Raw genomic sequence first — 16,906 nt, 5'->3', positions numbered from 1 at the left:
GCGCCGCCCTGCCTCCCTGAAGTACATGAAGGCCCCCTTCCTTGCGCCTAGCGCAAGGAAGGGGGCCTTCATGTACCTAGGCAAGGTGTGAAGGTCGAGTTTCCTCGGCTGAGCCGAGGGAAGGGGGCCTTCACGCGCGGCCCCCGCTGTGCCTGCTGGTGCACCTGGGACCACAGCGGCGGCTCCTGAAGGTAGTCAAAGACGCTCTTGGCCCTGACGCGACTTACCACTCACGAGGGTTTCAGTACTCCCAGTCGATCCCGAAGACCCCGGGGCCGAAGTCGAGCGCGACGGCGTGGACGCCGTTGTTCTGGTCGAGCTTCAGGTCCCGGCGGTCGAGTGGCGAGGTCCCCTGCCTGGAGTGTTGCCGGCATTTCGCCGGGATCGTGTCTGGGTCGAACCGGATCTCCAGCAGGTACTCCCGCACCGGCCGCCGGAATTCGCGATAGTGCGTGTTCCGGCATTCCGGGTACGGCGGCCCGGGGTTCGTCAGCGAGTACTCGATCAGGTGAGTCTCGCCGCGGTCGATGGGCCGGTCGAAGAGCAGTTCGGCCACCGTGAGCCCGTGCTCGTCGTCGACCTCGGCGCGGCCGACGTGGCAGTTCCGCAGGGTGTTCAGCACGGGCGGCCCCGCATCGGGATCACCTTGCGCGTAGACCAGGAGCCAGCGGTCCTGCCCGTCGGCGCCCGCCTGGAACACCGCCCGCGCGGTCACCGCGCGTTGTCCGCCGTCCGCGGCGATCTCGCACAGGTCGTGCAGGCCGACCAGTTTCAGCTGATGGTGTTGTTCGAGCGCGTTGGGCGCGCCGACCTTCTCCAGCAGCGCCCGGAGTGCTTCGAGCGGGAAGGTCAGCGGCTGTTCGGTGGTGCCGCGGCTGCGGCGTGACGAAGCCCCGCGTGGCCGCGGTGGCGGCAGCAGGCTGAGCAGCGACCCGGCGGGAATCGCCAAAACCTCTTCGAGTACCCGGACAGCGGACAGTGAACTCTGCCGCTCCGGCTGACGCTTACCCGATTGCCAGTAACTCAGCGCGGTCACGCTGACCGACGCGCCCCTGGCGAGCAGCCGGGCCTGGATCCGATCGAGACTGAGCCCGCTGGTCGCGATAGCCGACCGCAGTGCCGTGGCGAATGCCGTACGCGGCTGGTCGTCTTCGTCCGTGTCAGCCCGGTCCGCCGCGCTCCCCGCCACCATATGCCGCCCGACCGTCCCCGCCTGCCGCTTCCCGACATCGCCCGGTTGATAACAACACGAACAACTTTATCAGTCTGAGGTAACGCGCCAGGGGCACCTTCTGCCAGGTGAAAACGACTTTCCGGACGAGCGGGATTACTCCGTTCGGCCTAGTACTGGTAACTGTGAATCATTGCCCGCGCCCCTGTGTGGCGGTTTGCATGGCTCCAGCAACGATCATCCTCCCGGGTGATCCGCACGGCGCGGCAGGAAGGGAACCAGTGAGCAAGTCCCGGAAGAACCTGAAGTCCCGAAAGACCCGGAACGGTTTGATGGCGGGGATCGCCCTCGCGGGTGTCACCGCGGCGGTCGCCACTTTCGGCGCTGGAGCGGCGCAGGCCGGCCAGCAGGGGCAGATCCGCGGTGCGGGTGACGCCAACACGGTCGCCGGCAGCTACATCGTCGTCCTCAAACCGGCCGCCGTCGGCAAGGGCGTCGCCACCGCGGGTGAGGTCACCGCGAATGTCGCCGCCAAGGCGCAGGGCCTCACCGGCCAGTACGGCACCACGCTTTCCCGCACGTTCGGCTCGGCGCTGAACGGCTTCTCGATCAAGGCCGACGAGGCCGCGGCGAAGCGGCTCGCCGCCGACCCGCAGGTCGCCTACGTCGTGCAGAACAAGACGTTCAAGATCAGCGAGACCCAGGACAACCCGCCGTCGTGGGGCCTTGACCGTGTCGACCAGGCGGACCTGCCGCTCGACAACAAGTACACGTACCCGACGAAGGCCGACAACGTCACCGCGTACGTCATCGACACCGGTGTCCGCGGCACGCACGCCACCTTCGGTGACCGCGCGACCGGCGGCAAGGACTTCGTCGACAACGACGACACCCCCAACGACGAGCACGGTCACGGCACGCATGTCGCCGGCACCATCGGCGGCACCGAGTACGGCCTCGCCAAGGGCGTGAAGATCGTTGGCGTCCGCGTACTGGACGCCAACGGCAGCGGCACCACCGAGGGTGTCGTCGCCGGTGTCGACTGGGTCGCGGCGAACGCCAAGGGCCCGTCGGTGGCGAACATGAGTCTCGGGGGCGGCGCGGACGACGCCCTCGACGAGTCGGTTCGCGGGGCCATCGCCAAGGGCGTGACCTTCGCGCTCGCGGCGGGCAACGAGTCCTCCGACGCGGGCACCACCTCGCCGGCTCGCGTCAAGGAGGCCATCACGGTGGCCGCCAGCGACAAGACCGACAAGCAGGCCAGCTTCTCGAACTACGGTTCGGTCGTCGACCTGTACGCCCCGGGTGTCGACATCACGTCGTCGTGGGGCACCGGTGACGACGCCACGAACACCATCAGCGGTACGTCGATGGCTTCGCCGCACGTCGCGGGCGCTGCCGCGCTCTACCTGTCGGCCCACCCCGACGCCACCCCTGCCCAGGTCTCCGAAGGCCTGGTCGCCGCGGCCGCCGACGGCAAGATCAGCAACCCGAGCTCGGGCACCGCGAACAAGCTCCTCCAGGTGAAGTAACGAGCTCTGTCAGACAGGCTGCCCCCGGCGTACCCCAGGCGTCGGGGGCGGCCTCCTGTCTGGGGAGCGCCAGGCTTGTTACCAACCGGTACGCTCCAGCCATGGTCCTGCGGAAGAACATCCTGATCACCGGTGCGAGCTCCGGTCTCGGCGAGGGAATGGCCAGGCAGTACGCCGCCAGAGGCCGCGATCTGGCACTGGCCGCCCGCCGTCTCGACCGCCTCGACGCCCTCGCCGCGGAGCTCAAGAAGGCTTATCCCGGCATCACCGTGGTCACCCGGAAGCTGGATGTGAACGACCACGACCAGGTCTTCGCCGTCTTCGAGGAGTTCCGCGAGGAGCTCGGATCACTCGACCGTGTGATCGTGAACGCGGGGCTCGGCAAGGGACAGCGGATCGGCACCGGCCGTTTCGACGCCAACCGCCAGACCCTCCAGACGAACCTCCTCGGCGCGGCAGCCCAGATCGAGGCCGCCGTCGGCATCTTCCGCAAGCAGAAGGACGGCCACCTCGTGGTCATTTCCTCCTTCCTCGCGGTTCGCGGTGTCCCCGGCAACGCCACCGCCTACGCCGCCTCGAAGGCGGGTGTTTCGGCGCTGGCCGAGGGCACCCGGATCGAGCTGATGAAGACGCCGATCAAGGTCACCACACTGCTGCCGGGGTTCATCGAATCGGGGATGAACGAGGACATCTCGAAGCTCCCGGCCGCACTCAAGGCGGAGCCAGGGGCGCGGGCGCTGGTGAAGGCGATCGAATCCGAGACGGCGAAGGCGTTCGTGCCGACGTGGCCGTGGAGCGTGCTCGCGAAGCTCTTCCCGTTCGTTCCGGCGTCGATGCTGAAGAAGTTCGGATGACTCTGGCCGCGGACGACGGGTGCAGCAGGCGTTGCGGCCGGTCTCCGGGTACGTCGAGCGTCAGGTGAGGGGCTGGTCGGAGCGGTTCCTCAAGGCGCGCACGGAAAACGTCCCGGACTGCGCCGAGGTGATGGCCTGGCTGGCGGAAAACCAGCCTGCCGAGGTGAAGATCTGCCTGATCCACAACGACTACCGGCTCGACAACCTGGTGCTCGACGACGATCTCGGCATCGTCGGCGTGCTCGACTGGGAGATGGCCACGCTCGGCGATCCGCTGATGGAACGCCTGCCCGGGATGTACACCCGCGAGGAGTTCGTGCGGCGGTACGCGGAACGGTCCGGGCTGGAGCTGTGGCAGTTCGTCGGTTACCTCGACGGCCGCTGCCGCCGGATCATCGCGAAGGGACACGCGTAGTGGGTGCGATTTACCTGGTGCGGCACGGGCAGGCGTCGTTCGGCGCGGTCAACTACGACCAGCTCTCGCCGCGCGGGTTCGAACAGTCCACTGTGGTCGGTGCCGAACTGCTGCGGCGTGGCGTCGAATTCCGCGAGGCACGGTCCGGAACCCTTGCTCGGCAACGGGATACGGCCGCGACGGCGTTGAAGGTGCTCGGCTCCGGGATCGACGTCGTCGAGGACGCGCGGTGGAACGAGTACGATCACGTCGACATCGCGAAGTATCATGCCGCCGGTGTCCAGCAGACCGATTCCCGGGCGTACCAGGCCGCTCTGGACGGTGCGCTGACCGCGTGGATCGCGGCGGGGGAGACCGGCCCGTGCGCCGAAACCTGGCCCGCGTTCCTGGCCAGGGTCAAGGGGGCGCTGGCGGATCTCGTGACGTCGCTTGGCAAGGGCGAGCACGCCATCGTCTTCAGTTCCGGCGGCGTGATCGCGACGGTCTGCGGCGCGCTGATGGGCACGCCGGAGGCCGGGCTGCTGAAACTGAACCGGGTCACCGTGAACGCGGGCATCACCAAACTGGTGTCCGGCCGCGGCGGGGTGACCCTGTTGTCGTTCAACGAACATCCGCACTTCGAAGCGGAAGCCGCGGAACTGCTCACCTACCGCTAGGAGGCACGCGATGACGTTCGGCGAGGTCACGGTCATCCCGGTCAACGGGCACGGTCCCGAGGACGTCGTCGTCGACGACCAGGGGCGGATCTACACCGGCGTCGACGACGGCCGCGTCCTGCGCCTCTCGCCGGACGGCAAGCGGATCGACGTCCTCGGCGACACCGGCGGACGCCCGCTGGGCCTGGAGTTCTACGGGGACGACCTCCTGATCTGCGACGCGAAGGCGGGCCTGCTCACCATGCCGCTCGCGGGTGGCCCCGTGACCACGCTGGCCACCCGCGCCGCCGGACTCGATTTCGTGTTCTGCAACAACGCCGCCGTGGCATCCGACGGATCGGTTTACTTCACGGACTCGTCGAGGCGGTTCGGCATCGAGAAATGGCGTGACGACCTGATCGAGCAGACCGGCGGCGGCCGGCTGCTGCGGCGGACCCCGGACGGGAAGATCGACCAGCTGGCGGACGGCTTCCAGTTCGCCAACGGTGTCGCGCTCCCACCCGACGAGTCCTATGTGGCCATTGCCGAGACCGGCGCGTACCGGGTGAGCAGGCTCTGGCTGACCGGTGAACGCGCCGGCGAGCGCGATGTCCTCGTCGACGACCTTTGGGGCTATCCCGACAACATCTCCACCGGCAGCGACGGGCTCATCTGGATCACCATCGCCAGCCCGAAGGTGCCCGCGCTTTCCGTCATCCAGAAGCTTCCCGCGCCGGTGCGGGCCGGGATCCGCGCGCTGCCGACGGCCCTGCAACCCGCGCCGTCGCGGGAATGCGGGGTGCGGGGCGTGACGCCGGACGGGAAGCAGGTGCACGAGCTGCGCGGGGAGATCGACGGGTTCCATGTGCTCGTCGGGGTCCGGGAGCGTGCCGGGACGCTGTACTTCGGGTCGCTGGAGGACAACGCGATCGCCGTCACGACGGTCTGAGTCAGTCCAGGCAGAACTCATTGCCCTCGGGGTCGTTCATCACGATGAAGCCGAGACTCAATGGCTGTTCGGGCTCGAAGCGCTGAATCCGCTTCGCCCCGAGCCCGACGAGCCTGTCGCACTCGGCCTCGAGTGCCGCCATCCGCTCGTCCCCCTGAAGCCCGGGAGCGGCGCGGATGTCGAGGTGGACGCGGTTCTTGGCGATCTTGTCCTCCGGGACCTGCTGGAAGAAAATCCTCGGCCCCTCGCCGTCCGGGTCGTTGAGCGCGGACCGGGAGTTGCGCTGCTCCACGGGCACGCCGACACGCTCGAGGAACTCGTCCCAGGCGTCCAGCGGGTCGGTGCCCTCGGGGACCTCGACCCCCGGCGGGCCGGGGTGGACGTAGCCCAGGGCGTCGCGCCAGAAGATGGACAGTGCCTTCGGGTCGAGGGCGTCGAAGCTGACCTGGATTTCGCGGCTCGTTCTGCTCATGACCTCACTCTGCCACTCCTAGCGGACAGAAGCGGTCCGCTATCTCTGACACAGTAGGTGACATGGAGGACGGGCGGGGTACGACGGAGCGGGTACTCACCCTGCTCGGACTGCTGCAGCAACGCGCCGTGTGGACCGGCCCTGAACTGGGGGAACGACTCGGCGTCACCCCGCGCACGATCAGACGGGACATCGAGCGCCTGCGTTCGCTCGGGTACCCCGTGGAGGCCAGCAACGGGGTCGGCGGTGGTTATCAGCTCGGCCCCGGACAGGACATGCCGCCACTGCTGTTCGATGACGAGGAGGCGATCGCCACCGCGGTCTCCCTGCTCGCCGGCGCGGGCGACGGCGACGCCGCGCTCCGGGCGCTGACGAAACTCGACCGGGTGCTGCCGATCCGCCTGCGGCACGAGGTGCGCGCGCTGTCCGGTTCGGTCGTCTCCTTCGACGGCGGCCGCACACCCCTCGATTCCGAGGTCCTCATGACCCTGGCCCGAGCCTGCCGCGACGAGGTGGAAGCGGGCTTCGACTATCCGACCTCTGAGGCTTCCTCGGGTTCTTCGGGGCTGATGCGGCGCCGGGTCGAGCCCTACCGCCTGGTGGCCTCCGCCCGGCGCTGGTACTTGCTGGCTTACGACCTCGATCGCGACGATTGGCGCACCTTCCGCGTCGACCGGATGACCGACGTGTCCGCCCGCTCGTGGCGCTTCCGCCCGCGCCCCGCACCCGACGCGGCGGCCTACGTGCAGGAGAACGTGGCGAGCCGGGTTTACGCGCACCAGGCCCGGTTCCTCGTCCACGCGCCTGCCGACACCGTACGCGCGCAGATCTCGGCATCGGCGGCTGTCGTGCGGCCGCGGGGTGTTTCGCGGTGTGAGGTTTTGAGCGGGGCGGCGAATCTCGACGTGGTACTCATGCATGTGGTGCTGCTGGGACATTCTTTCGAGGTACTGGATCCGCCTGAGCTGGGGGAGCGGTGCCGGGTTTTGGGGGAGCGGTTGCTGGGGGCTTCACTGCCCTGTTCATGAAAGAATTGGGACACTCCACGTCCCAATTCCTTCATGAACAAACCCTGAGCCCCACCGACAGCGGCGCGCCGGCCCAGACGCCGGCGAGCAGGTGAGAATCACCGGCCGGTCCACCGGGGCGAACGCCCAGCCGCCCAAGCCGCATAGAACTCACCGTGGTCCTTGGTGGTCATCAGCAGTGCCTGCGTGATCGCCTCCAGCTCGATGGAGCTGCCCAGATCCATGTCCAGTTCACGCGTCAGCAGCACCTTCGTCGTGCTGTAGGCCAACGCCGGACCGTCGGCGAGACGGCGAGCCAGAGCGGAAGCCTCCGAAGCAAGCGAAGCGTCAGGAACGACCTGAGAAGCCAACCCGATGGCCTCGGCTCGGGTGGCATCGATCTTGTCGCCCAGCATCAGCAGTTCGGTCGCCCGGCCGAGGCCGACCAGCCGTGGCAGCAGGTACGCCGAGCCCATGTCCGCGCCGGCGAGGCCGACTTTCGTGAACAGGAAGGCGAACTTCGCCGACGACGCCAGCAGCCGGAAGTCGCTGGCCAGTGCGATCACCGAACCCGCGCCCGCCGCGACGCCGTTCACCGCGGCGATCACCGGGATGGGGCATTCGCGCAGGGCTTTCACCACGGCGCCGGTCATGCGGGTGAATTCCAGGAGTTCGGCGGACTCCATTTTCCGCAGCTCGCCGATGATCTCCTCGACGTCGCCGCCGGAGCAGAAACCGCGGCCCCGTCCGGTGATGACCAGCACCCGGACGTCGCCGCGGTGCGGCAATTCGGCGAGCAGGTCGCGGAGGTCCGCGTAGATGTCGAAGGTGAGCGCGTTCAGTTTTTCGGGGCGGTCCAAGGTGACGATGGCGACGCCATCGTCCACAGTGAACTCGAAGTGTTCCCACTGTGTCGTGATCGGCGGCGTGGCGCGGAACGGGCTCATGATTGGATCCCACCTCCATCGAGGACGAGTGTCTGTCCGTTGATCGCGGCGGCTTCGGCCGCGGCGAAGAAGGCCACCGCGTGGGCGACTTCGCCGGGTTCGAGCAGTCTGCCGAGTGGGGACGCGGCGGCGAGGGCGGCTTCCGCGCCGGCTTCGTCGCGGCCGGTCCGTTCCTGGATCCGGGCGACGGAGGCGGCCGTCATATCGGTGCGGACGAAGGCCGGGCAGACGGCGTTCGCGGTGACGCCGGTGCCGGCGACTTCGGCGGCGGTGGCTCGCATCAGGCCGACGGCGGCGTGTTTCGACGCCGTGTATCCGGCCGTGTAGCGGTAACCGATCTTCGACGCCGTCGAGGCGACGGTGACGATCCGGCCGGTGTCGCGGGACCGCATACCGGGCAGAACCGCCCGCGTGCACAGGAAAGCGCCGGTCGCGTTGACCTCGATCTGGGTACGCCATTGCTCCAGCGACGTCTTCGCGAGTGGTGCGCTCGCCGAGATCCCGGCGTTGTTGACCAGGACGTCCACCGGGCCAAGGCCCTCGAAGTACCGGGCGACGGCGTTTTCATCGGTGACGTCGCAGTCGGCCCGGCCGGGGGCGTGTACCTGGTCACCGGAGGCCAGGAATCGCGCGGCGATGGCCGCGCCGATCCCGCGTGTCCCGCCGGTGACGACGACGATCCTGCTCACTCCGCCTCCACCCGGCGCAGTGCGCGCCGATCGAGTTTTCCGTTGGCGGTGCGGGGAAGTTCGGTCACGAACACCACCTCCCGCGGATACTTGTGCCTCGCCAGCTGTGCCCGCGCGTGCTCCTTCAGTTCTTCCGGCGTGACGGAAACGCCTTCCGCGAGGACGACGCACGCCCGCGGGATCACCAGGCCGTCGACGGTCACACCCAGTACCGCGCAGTCGACGACGGCGGGATGCCCGATGAGACAGTCTTCGATCTCGCTCGGCGCGACGAACACACCGGACACCTTCAGCAGGTCGTCGGCACGGCCGTGGTGGTGGAAGTAGCCGTCGGTGTCGCGGCTGAACAGGTCGCCGGTGCGCAGCGTTTCGCCGTGGAACGTCTTCGCGGTCTTCTCGGCGTCCCCGTGATACTCGCGAGCGATGGTCGGCCCGGTGACCTCCAGGGTGCCGATCTCGCCGTCCGGCAAGGCTTCCCCGGTCTCGTCCAGGATCCGCGCGCGGTAGCCGGGGACCTCGCGGCCAAGGCTGCCGGCCCGCTGCGCGCCGGGGACGTTGGAAAGGTAGATGTGGTATGCCTCCGAAGAGCCGATGCCGTCGATCACCGGGACGCCGAACAGGTTGTCCCACTTGCGATGCAGCTCCGACGGCAGCGCCTCACCCGCGGACGTCGCGAGCCGGAGAGAGCTCATGTCCACTCCTGCCGCCGCGGGGGAGGCGATCATCGCGCTCATCATGGTCGGCACGTTCACCAGGATCGTCGGCCGGTAGCGCTCGATCAGCGAGAACAGCAGCTCCGCGGTACTGCGCTGGGGAAAAACGATCCCGGACGCGCCGACGCCGAACGGGAACAACGCGGTCAGATCCCGCGCGTAGCCGAAGAACAGCTTCGGCACGGCCAGCACGCGGTCGTCCTCGCGCAGGTCGAGTACGCCGAGCGCGTACCGCTCGAAACTCTCCAGCGCGCTGCGTGCCGGATGCACGCACGCCTTGGGCGAACCCGTGCTGCCGGTGGTGAACTTCCAGATCGCGACGTCGTCCAGTGCGGTCGGCGCGGCTTCGAGTTCAGGGGAGGCCGCAGTGACCAGCGAGGCGAACGAGTGCTCGCCGGGTGCCAAGGAGACCTCGCCGATCACCAGCAGGTTCCGCGCCCCGGCCTCGCGCAAGGCGGGCAACGTGGACGCGTCGGCGATGACTACTACGGCTTCGGTGTACTTGAGGTAGTACGCGTAATCCTTGGGCTGCAAGAAGGAATAGACCTCGGCGGTGACCGCGCCGATCTTCTGCGCCGCGTACCAGACCGCGACGAACTCGACACTGTCGTTCAGTGCCAGCAGGACCCGCTGTCCACTTCGGACACCCAGGTCACGCAGCACGTTCCCGGCCCGGTTCACCAGCGCGGCCAGTTCCGCGTAGGTGACCTCCTCGTCACCGCACACCAGCGCCGTCCGCGTGCCGGGGAGCCGGTCGACGAAATGGGTCGCCAGGTTGAAGGTCATACCAGCTCCCGGATCGCTTCGACCAGGATGTCGGTGAGCACCGAGAAGGTCTGCTCGCCTTCCTCGGCGGTCGCCTTGGCGGGGGTTCCGCAGTAGGCCTCGGTCATCCCGGCCGACGCGAAGTCCGTGACCCCGCCTCGCGCCAGGTCGACGTGGACCGCGGGCAGATCGCGCTGGATCGTGGCATCGACCAGGTCGGGCCGGTCGGCGAGCACCAGCGACGTCTCGTACTGCCCGGCGTGGCATTCCCCGGAGCGGAATTCGCCGGTGAGCCGGGCCGCGTACCGGCGGCGGACCAGGTCGACGAGGCCCACGCCGTCGGTCTCCGCCACCCGCCGCAACACGGCCAGATGCGCGGGCTCGAAGTGGTTGTTGACCAGCAGGATCCGGGACAGTCCCTGCTCGACGAGCGCGCCGCAAATCTCGGTCAGCAGGGTGTGCAGGGTTTCCTCGCCGATCGAGATGCCTCCCGCGAACCCGGCCGCGAACCGCGTCACGCCGTAGGGCACCTCCGGCAGGATCAGCACACGCAGGCCGGGATCGGCCGCCAGCCGCGCGGCCGCGCGTTCGCACATCCCGCGTGAGATCAGGGGATCGGTGCCCAGCGGCGCGTGCGGCCCATGCGGTTCGACGGCACCCACCGGCAGCAGCAGCACGGGGACACGCTCACTGGACGCGAGCGCCGCGACCTGGCGCGAGCTCAAATCCGCGAAGTACGTCACTCGAATCAAGCTACACCGCAGCGGCCTGGGGTGTATAGAGTTGCCCGCATGCTCGAATCGGCCGCGTCCCACGGTGAGCCAGGTCCCCAGGAACTGGTGATGACCCTGCTCGGCACCTACGTGTCGCCGCGCGAGAGCCGCCGTGTCTGGTCCGGTGGCCTGGTCGCCGTACTGGCCGGGCTGGGTTTCTCCGACGGCGCCGCGCGGATCGCGCTGGCCAGGCTCGCCCGCCGCGACCTGCTCGCGAGACATAAGGCGGGCAGGCTCGTCCACTACTCGCTGACCCGCCGCACGATCGCGTTGCTGGAAGACGGCGACCGCCGCATCTTCTCCCTCGGCCGCCGCGACCGCGAAGTCGGCGAGTGGACCGTGCTGTGGCAGAGCATCCCGGAAAGCCGCCGCCAGGCGCGGGAACGGCTGGTGCGACGGTTGCGCTTCCTCGGCTTCGGCCCCGTGCAGGACGGCACCTGGATCGCGCCGCACGACCGCGAGGCAGAAGTACTCGCGCTGCTGACCGAACTCGACGTCTCCGAACACGCCGGGCTGATGCTCGGCAAACCGTCGGCGGGTCTCGACGTCCGGCGGTTCGCCGCCCGCGCCTGGAACCTCGACGGCCTCGCCGCGCGTTACGACGCGTTCGTCCGAGAGTTCGGCGGCTATTCAGGCGACCTGCCTGACGCCGAGGCATTCGGAGTCCGAACCTGGCTGACGCACACCTTTCGCGCCTTCCCGTCGCTCGATCCGGAACTCCCGGTCGGGCTGGTGCCCGCTCCGCCGAGCCGGGCGGCCGCGGTCGAACTTTTCCATGATCTGTACCAAGCGCTGGCCCCGGCGGCGCAACGCCATTTCGATGAGGTGACCGAAAAATGAATGACACCCAGGCCGCAATGAGTTACACGTCCTACCTTTCGCTGGACGAAGTGCTCGACGCGCAGCATCCGCGATCCGATGAACACGACGAAATGCTCTTCATCGTGATCCACCAAGTGTATGAACTTTGGTTCAAACAAGTTCTCCACGAGGCGCTTTACCTGCAGGAGCAACTCGAGGCGGGTAACACCGCTCACGCCATCCGCACGCTGAGGCGGATTCTGACTATCTTCAAGGTGGTGGTCGCGCAGATCGATGTGCTCGAGACGATGACTCCGAGCCAGTTCACCAGTTTCCGTGCGCGACTCGACGCTTCGAGCGGGTTCCAGTCGGCTCAATTCCGCGAACTCGAGGCCGTGCTCGGCCGCCGGGACGAGCGGGTCTTCGCGCATTACCCCGAAGGCGGTGAGCAGCGTGCCCGGATCGCCGGTGCGATGTCCAAGCCGTCGCTCTTCGACTCCTTCGTCACGTATCTCGCGGTCAAGGAGTACGCCGTCCCGACCGGGCGCGATGTCTCCAAGCCACTCGAACCCTCTCCAGCGCTCCAAGAGGTTCTGCTGCAGGTTTATCGCGATGACACCGGGCCGTCTGTCGTGGCGGAGCACCTGGTCGACCTGGACGAAGGGATGCAGGAGTGGCGGTATCGGCACGTGAAGATGGTCGAGCGCACCATCGGAGACAAGATTGGGACGGGGGGTTCGCCGGGCGCTGCCTATCTGCGTTCGACCCTTTTCCGCCCGATGTTTCCGGACCTCTGGGCGGTACGGAGCCGGCTTTGACGAACCTGGACGAGTTGCGGCGTGATCCCAACGCGCTCGCGGTGCACTACACGAAATTCGGTGTGGCGGAACGGATCCTGCTGACCGGGCATTCCCACCAGGCCTGGCCGGACGTCGCCGAGGAGGGGCTTCTCGAAGCCTTCGCCGACGCGGCCGAAGAGGTCGACACGAAGTGGGAGCGGGCCTTCGCGAAGGCCGACGAGCTACGCGCCGGGTTCCGCGCGCTGCTCGCCGACCCGCATGGCGCCATCGCACTCGGCGCCAGCACGCACGACCTGGTGATCCGGTTCCTGTCGGCAATGGACCTGCGGCGCCGCCCGCGACTGATCACCACCGACGGCGAGTTCCACACGCTGCGCCGTCAACTGGCCCGGCTGGCTGAGGAAGGTGTCGAGGTGGTCCGCGTCCCCTCGGCGCCGGTCGCCACCCTGGCCGAACGTGTCGCCGCCGAGGTCACCGAGGACACGGCCGCGGTACTCGTTTCGGCGGTGCTGTTCGAGACCTCCCGGCTGGTGCCGGGGCTGGCCCACCTCGCCGACGTCTGTCTCAAGCAGTCGGTGAACCTCGTCGTCGACGCCTACCACGCGCTCGGCGTCGTCCCGTTCTCGTTGCACGACCTCGGGCTCACCAACGCCTGGGTGCTCGGCGGCGGCTACAAGTATCTCCAGCTGGGTGAAGGCAACTGCTTCCTGCGGATGCCCGCGCACGCGCAGGAACTCCGGCCGGTCGTCACCGGCTGGTACGCCGAATTCGGCGCGCTCGCGGACGAGCGCCGGCCCGGCGAAGTCGCCTACGCCTCCGGATCTGACCGGTTCGCCGGAGCGACCTACGACCCGACGAGCCACTACCGGGGCGCGCGCGTCTTCCGGTTCTTCGCCGAACAAGGGCTCACTCCCGAGTTCCTGCGGGAGGTCTCGCGGCATCAGGTCGGCTTCCTCGCCGAGGGTTTCGACAAACTCGGCCTGCCAGAAGACGTCATCACCCGTGACCGGGAGACGCCACTGGACCGCATCGGCGGCTTCCTGTCGCTGAAATGCGCGAACGCCGGTGCGTTGCAGGCCGCCCTCGCCGAACGCGGGGTCCGGACCGACAGCCGCGGCGCGTTCCTGCGGTTCGGCCCGGCCCCGTACCTGTCCGACGGTCAGCTCGACACCGCGCTCCGCGTCCTGGACGAGATCGTCCGCTAGATTGCGGATGTGGCACTGTCGCCGCCGGACGACCTTCGCGCGGGGACCGTGCCTTGATCTGAGGAACTTCGCATGTCCGCCACAAGCGGCGTGCACTCCAGTGACAAGGAGTCACCACAGTGACCGAAGTGTTCGGCCATGGTACCGGCCATGAGCAGGTCGTCTTCTGCCAAGACCAGGCCACCGGCCTGAAGGCCATCATCGGGATCTACTCGACGGCATTGGGGCCGTCGCTCGGCGGAACCCGGTTCTACCCCTACGAATCCGAGGACGCGGCGCTGGCCGACGTCCTCGCGCTGTCGAAGGGGATGGCCTACAAGAACGCCCTCGCCGGGCTCGACCTCGGTGGCGGCAAGGCCGTCATCATCGGCGATCCCCATAAGCACAAGACCGAAGCGCTGCTTCGCGCCTTCGGCCGTTTCGTCCAGACACTGGGCGGCCGCTACATCACCGCCTGCGACGTCGGCACCTACGTGCAGGACATGGACATCGTCGCCCGCGAGTCGGAGTTCGTCACCGGCCGCTCGCCGGAGAACGGCGGCGCCGGCGACTCCTCGGTGCTCACCGCTTTCGGCACCTACCAGGGCATGCGTGCTTCGGCCGACGCCGTGTGGGGTGTCCCGGACCTCGCGGGTCGTAAGGTCGGAGTCGCCGGTGTCGGCAAGGTCGGGCACATCCTCGTGGGGCATCTGATCGAAGCGGGCGCGCAGGTGGTCATCACCGACGTCTCGCCGGCCGCCATCGAACGCACCCGTGCGGCGTACCCCGGAGTCGAGGTCGCCGACGATCTCGACACGCTGATGCGCACCGAACTCGACGTCTTCGCGCCGTGCGCGCTGGGTGGCGTGCTCACCGACGAGACGGCCGCCGAGCTCCGCACCAAGATCGTGTGCGGCGCGGCCAACAACCAGCTCGCGCATTCCGGCGTCGGCAAGCAACTCGACGACCGCGGCATCCTGTTCGCGCCGGACTACCTGGTCAACGCCGGTGGCGTGATCCAGGTCGACGACGAGCGGCACGGGTTCGACTTCGCGCGGGCGAAGCGCAGGACGACGGCGATCTTCGACACCACCAAGGCGGTGTTCGCGTTGGCCAAGGCCGACGGCGTGCCACCGGCGACAGCGGCCGACCGGCTGGCCGAGCGCCGGATGACCGAGGTGGGCGGCCTCCGGTCGATCCTGACGGTGTAACTCTGAACGCTAAGAACGGCCCGTTACTCGCGAATTTCGCGAGTAACGGGCCGTTCATAGCGTCTACGGGCAGTGCCGCGCGGACTCAGCCGCTCTTGCGACGGAAGGTGCGCTTGTTCGCGGCGGGGCCGTGTGCGTGCAGGTTCTTACCGCCGGCGTTCTCGTGGGCCGAGCCGGAGCGGGACTGCGCCTGCTTGCGCTCCAGCGCCTCGCGGAACTTGCGTTTGGTGTCGTCCTCTTCGCCCTCCGTGGGGGACGGTGCCGGTTCAGTCATTGCTACCTCCGAGGTGACGACATGTGACGATCCCAGCCTGTCAGGAACCAACCCGGTTGGCGAGTCGATTTCGTCACCTCCCGGGGCCGGGCGGCCGCACCGGACCGCCGAACCGCACCCGGAGTTCCTCATAACGGCGAAAGCGCAGGAAAAGCCTCTGCACGATAGTGTCTCAGCCAATCGGTCAACGCGAACCACGCTTGAAACCCACCGGGGAGACAGCCGATGACGAGCACCTCCGAGCAACCGATCATGGTGGCCGCGGCCACCGGTGAACCCGAGGTCAACCCGTATCTGATGGGTGTCTACGCCCCGGTCGGCGAAGAGATCGACGCGAGTGATCTGCAGGTCATCGGCAAGATCCCCGCCGACCTCAACGGCGTGTACCTGCGTAACGGGCCCAACCCCCGGTTCGCGCCGGAAGGCCGCTACCACTGGTTCGACGGCGACGGCATGATCCACGCCGTCCACCTGGAGAACGGCAAGGCGCGCTACCGCAACCGCTGGGTCCGCACCAAGGCCTTCGAGGCCGAATCCGAGGCGGGCAAGGCGCTCTGGAAGGGCGTCATGGAGTCGCCCAAGGGCAACCCGTTCGGCAACGGTCACGGCCTCAACGTCAAGGACAGCGGCAACACCGACCTGATCTTCCACCGGGGGAAGCTGCTCGCCACCTGGTATATGTGCGGCACGCCGTACGCGGTCGACCCGCTTTCGCTGGAGACACTGGGCGCCGAAGACTTCCTCGGCACGCTTGTCGGCGACATGATGGCGCATCCGAAGGTCGACGAGCGCACCGGCGAGATGTTCTGGTTCGACTACGGGCCGCGTCCGCCGTACCTGCGCTACGGCGTGGTCAGCGCGGACGGCAAGGTCGTGAACACGACCGAGATCGAACTCCCCGGCCCCCGCCTGCCGCACGACATGGCGATCACCGAGAACTACGCCATCCTGATGGACCTTCCGCTGGTCCAAGACCTGGAAGCGGCACGCAACGGACGGCACAAGCTCCTTTTCGACCGCTCGCTGCCGAGCCGGTTCGGGGTGCTGCCGCGCTACGGTGGCGGTAGCCAGATCCGCTGGTTCGAAGCCAGCCCGTGCTACATCTACCACGTCGTCAACTCGTGGGAGCAGGGCGAGGAAATCGTCCTCGACGTCTGCCGCGTCCAGCGTCCGCAGCCGCGTGCTGACGCGCACACCCCGCTCGCCAAGATGCTTTCGTACCTGAGGTTGGACGCCTCACCGCACCGCTACCGGTTCAACCTGCGGACGGGGCTGTGCGTGGAAGACCGGCTCGACGACGACAACACCGAATTCCCGACCGTCGACTCGAGGGTGGTCGGCGGCCGGAACCGCTTCTCCTACGCGGTGCACATCTCGCCGGAGTCGACGCTCAAATTCGACGGCCTGGTCTGTTACGACAATCGTGACGGCTCCAAGACCGAATATCGGTTCGGCGAGGGCAGGTGGGGCAGTGAGGCGCCGTTCGCTCCTCGCGACGGCGCGGCCGCCGATTCCGACGACGGCTATCTGGTGACGTTCGTCCAGGACGAGCGTGAGGGGCGCTCGGAGCTGGACATCTTCGACGCCGCCGAACTCGCCGCCGGACCCGTGGCCAGGGTCCTGCTGCCCCAGCGTGTCCCGCTCGGTTTTCACGCGACCTGGGTCCGGGCGGACCAGCTGGAACCTTCCCGTGGTTGAAATTCCCTTCACCGCC

17 protein-coding genes and 1 pseudogene are annotated in these 16,906 nt (G+C 68.1%); 11 read left to right on the top strand and 7 right to left on the bottom strand.

All coding sequences use genetic code 11. The features are described 5' to 3' along the window. Positions 1 to 241 precede the first annotated feature (241 nt). The gene (locus tag AB0M65_RS26035; protein WP_364032589.1) at positions 242 to 1,192 is read right to left on the bottom strand and encodes a hypothetical protein; all 951 of its coding nucleotides are present in this window, start codon (positions 1,190 to 1,192) and stop codon (positions 242 to 244) included. Between the two features lie 260 nt (positions 1,193 to 1,452). Here AB0M65_RS26035 and AB0M65_RS26030 point away from each other — a divergent pair, with 260 nt between their 5' ends. The 5 genes and pseudogenes from AB0M65_RS26030 (at position 1,453) to AB0M65_RS26010 (ending at position 5,556) form a co-directional block, all read left to right on the top strand. Further along, positions 1,453 to 2,703, top strand: coding sequence for a S8 family peptidase (locus AB0M65_RS26030; RefSeq protein ID WP_364032586.1), 1,251 nt, complete (start codon positions 1,453 to 1,455; stop codon positions 2,701 to 2,703). Positions 2,704 to 2,804: 101 nt separating this feature from the next. Beyond that, positions 2,805 to 3,557 (top strand): SDR family oxidoreductase, encoded by a 753-nt coding sequence (locus tag AB0M65_RS26025; RefSeq protein WP_364032583.1) that lies wholly within the window; start codon positions 2,805 to 2,807, stop codon positions 3,555 to 3,557. Positions 3,558 to 3,600: 43 nt separating this feature from the next. Further along, positions 3,601 to 3,972, top strand: a pseudogene (locus tag AB0M65_RS26020) (phosphotransferase); the annotation flags it as partial. Next, positions 3,972 to 4,628, top strand: a complete 657-nt coding sequence (locus tag AB0M65_RS26015) for a histidine phosphatase family protein (RefSeq protein ID WP_364032580.1) — start codon at positions 3,972 to 3,974, stop codon at positions 4,626 to 4,628. The pseudogene AB0M65_RS26020 and the gene AB0M65_RS26015, both read left to right, overlap by 1 nt. Positions 4,629 to 4,638: 10 nt before the next feature. Beyond that, positions 4,639 to 5,556, top strand: coding sequence for an SMP-30/gluconolactonase/LRE family protein (locus AB0M65_RS26010; RefSeq protein ID WP_364032577.1), 918 nt, complete (start codon positions 4,639 to 4,641; stop codon positions 5,554 to 5,556). Between the two features lies 1 nt (position 5,557). Here the strand turns inward: AB0M65_RS26010 and AB0M65_RS26005 are convergent, their stop codons facing one another. Then, positions 5,558 to 6,028 carry a VOC family protein gene (locus AB0M65_RS26005; RefSeq protein WP_364032574.1) on the bottom strand — a complete coding sequence of 157 codons (471 nt, stop codon included), beginning with the start codon at positions 6,026 to 6,028 and terminating at the stop codon, positions 5,558 to 5,560. A 62-nt stretch (positions 6,029 to 6,090) separates the two neighbouring features. Between AB0M65_RS26005 and AB0M65_RS26000 the strand changes: the two genes are divergently transcribed. Next, a complete protein-coding gene (locus tag AB0M65_RS26000) occupies positions 6,091 to 7,056 on the top strand; it encodes a YafY family protein (protein ID WP_364032571.1) in 966 nt (321 codons plus the stop codon). A 98-nt stretch (positions 7,057 to 7,154) separates the two neighbouring features. Here the strand turns inward: AB0M65_RS26000 and AB0M65_RS25995 are convergent, their stop codons facing one another. The 4 genes from AB0M65_RS25995 to AB0M65_RS25980 are packed head-to-tail and all read right to left on the bottom strand — an operon-like array spanning position 7,155 to position 10,892. Next, positions 7,155 to 7,982, bottom strand: a complete 828-nt coding sequence (locus AB0M65_RS25995; RefSeq protein ID WP_364032568.1) for an enoyl-CoA hydratase family protein — start codon at positions 7,980 to 7,982, stop codon at positions 7,155 to 7,157. Continuing rightward, positions 7,979 to 8,671: an SDR family oxidoreductase gene (locus AB0M65_RS25990; protein ID WP_364032565.1), complete on the bottom strand. Its 693-nt coding sequence runs from the start codon at positions 8,669 to 8,671 to the stop codon at positions 7,979 to 7,981. Before AB0M65_RS25990 ends, AB0M65_RS25995 begins: the two co-directional genes overlap by 4 nt. Continuing rightward, positions 8,668 to 10,170: a benzoate-CoA ligase family protein gene (locus AB0M65_RS25985; protein ID WP_364032562.1), complete on the bottom strand. Its 1,503-nt coding sequence runs from the start codon at positions 10,168 to 10,170 to the stop codon at positions 8,668 to 8,670. Before AB0M65_RS25985 ends, AB0M65_RS25990 begins: the two co-directional genes overlap by 4 nt. Next, on the bottom strand, positions 10,167 to 10,892 hold the full coding sequence (locus AB0M65_RS25980; protein ID WP_364032559.1) for a creatininase family protein: 726 nt from the start codon (positions 10,890 to 10,892) through the stop codon (positions 10,167 to 10,169). The genes AB0M65_RS25985 and AB0M65_RS25980 overlap by 4 nt, the downstream gene beginning before the upstream one ends. Before the next feature lie 48 nt (positions 10,893 to 10,940). On the opposite strand from AB0M65_RS25980, the gene AB0M65_RS25975 reads away from it, so the two are divergent. The 4 genes from AB0M65_RS25975 to AB0M65_RS25960 all read left to right on the top strand — a co-directional run bounded on the left by AB0M65_RS25975 (position 10,941) and on the right by AB0M65_RS25960 (position 14,918). After that, the gene (locus tag AB0M65_RS25975) at positions 10,941 to 11,762 is read left to right on the top strand and encodes a PaaX family transcriptional regulator C-terminal domain-containing protein (RefSeq protein WP_364032556.1); all 822 of its coding nucleotides are present in this window, start codon (positions 10,941 to 10,943) and stop codon (positions 11,760 to 11,762) included. Continuing rightward, positions 11,759 to 12,541, top strand: a complete 783-nt coding sequence (locus tag AB0M65_RS25970; RefSeq protein WP_364032553.1) for a tryptophan 2,3-dioxygenase family protein — start codon at positions 11,759 to 11,761, stop codon at positions 12,539 to 12,541. Before AB0M65_RS25975 ends, AB0M65_RS25970 begins: the two co-directional genes overlap by 4 nt. Beyond that, positions 12,538 to 13,728, top strand: a complete 1,191-nt coding sequence (locus tag AB0M65_RS25965) for a kynureninase (RefSeq protein ID WP_364032550.1) — start codon at positions 12,538 to 12,540, stop codon at positions 13,726 to 13,728. Before AB0M65_RS25970 ends, AB0M65_RS25965 begins: the two co-directional genes overlap by 4 nt. A 119-nt stretch (positions 13,729 to 13,847) precedes the next feature. After that, on the top strand, positions 13,848 to 14,918 hold the full coding sequence (locus tag AB0M65_RS25960) for a Glu/Leu/Phe/Val dehydrogenase dimerization domain-containing protein (RefSeq protein ID WP_364032547.1): 1,071 nt from the start codon (positions 13,848 to 13,850) through the stop codon (positions 14,916 to 14,918). A gap of 85 nt (positions 14,919 to 15,003) precedes the next feature. Here the strand turns inward: AB0M65_RS25960 and AB0M65_RS25955 are convergent, their stop codons facing one another. After that, positions 15,004 to 15,192, bottom strand: coding sequence for a DUF5302 domain-containing protein (locus tag AB0M65_RS25955; protein ID WP_364032544.1), 189 nt, complete (start codon positions 15,190 to 15,192; stop codon positions 15,004 to 15,006). A 225-nt stretch (positions 15,193 to 15,417) separates the two neighbouring features. Here AB0M65_RS25955 and AB0M65_RS25950 point away from each other — a divergent pair, with 225 nt between their 5' ends. Then, positions 15,418 to 16,890 carry a carotenoid oxygenase family protein gene (locus AB0M65_RS25950; protein ID WP_364032541.1) on the top strand — a complete coding sequence of 491 codons (1,473 nt, stop codon included), beginning with the start codon at positions 15,418 to 15,420 and terminating at the stop codon, positions 16,888 to 16,890. The last annotated feature ends 16 nt before the right edge of the window (positions 16,891 to 16,906 follow it).

The organism is Amycolatopsis sp. NPDC051071 (assembly GCF_040682875.1).
In the GTDB taxonomy this organism is placed as follows: domain Bacteria; phylum Actinomycetota; class Actinomycetes; order Mycobacteriales; family Pseudonocardiaceae; genus Amycolatopsis.
This window is presented reverse-complemented; position numbering and strand designations above follow the sequence as displayed.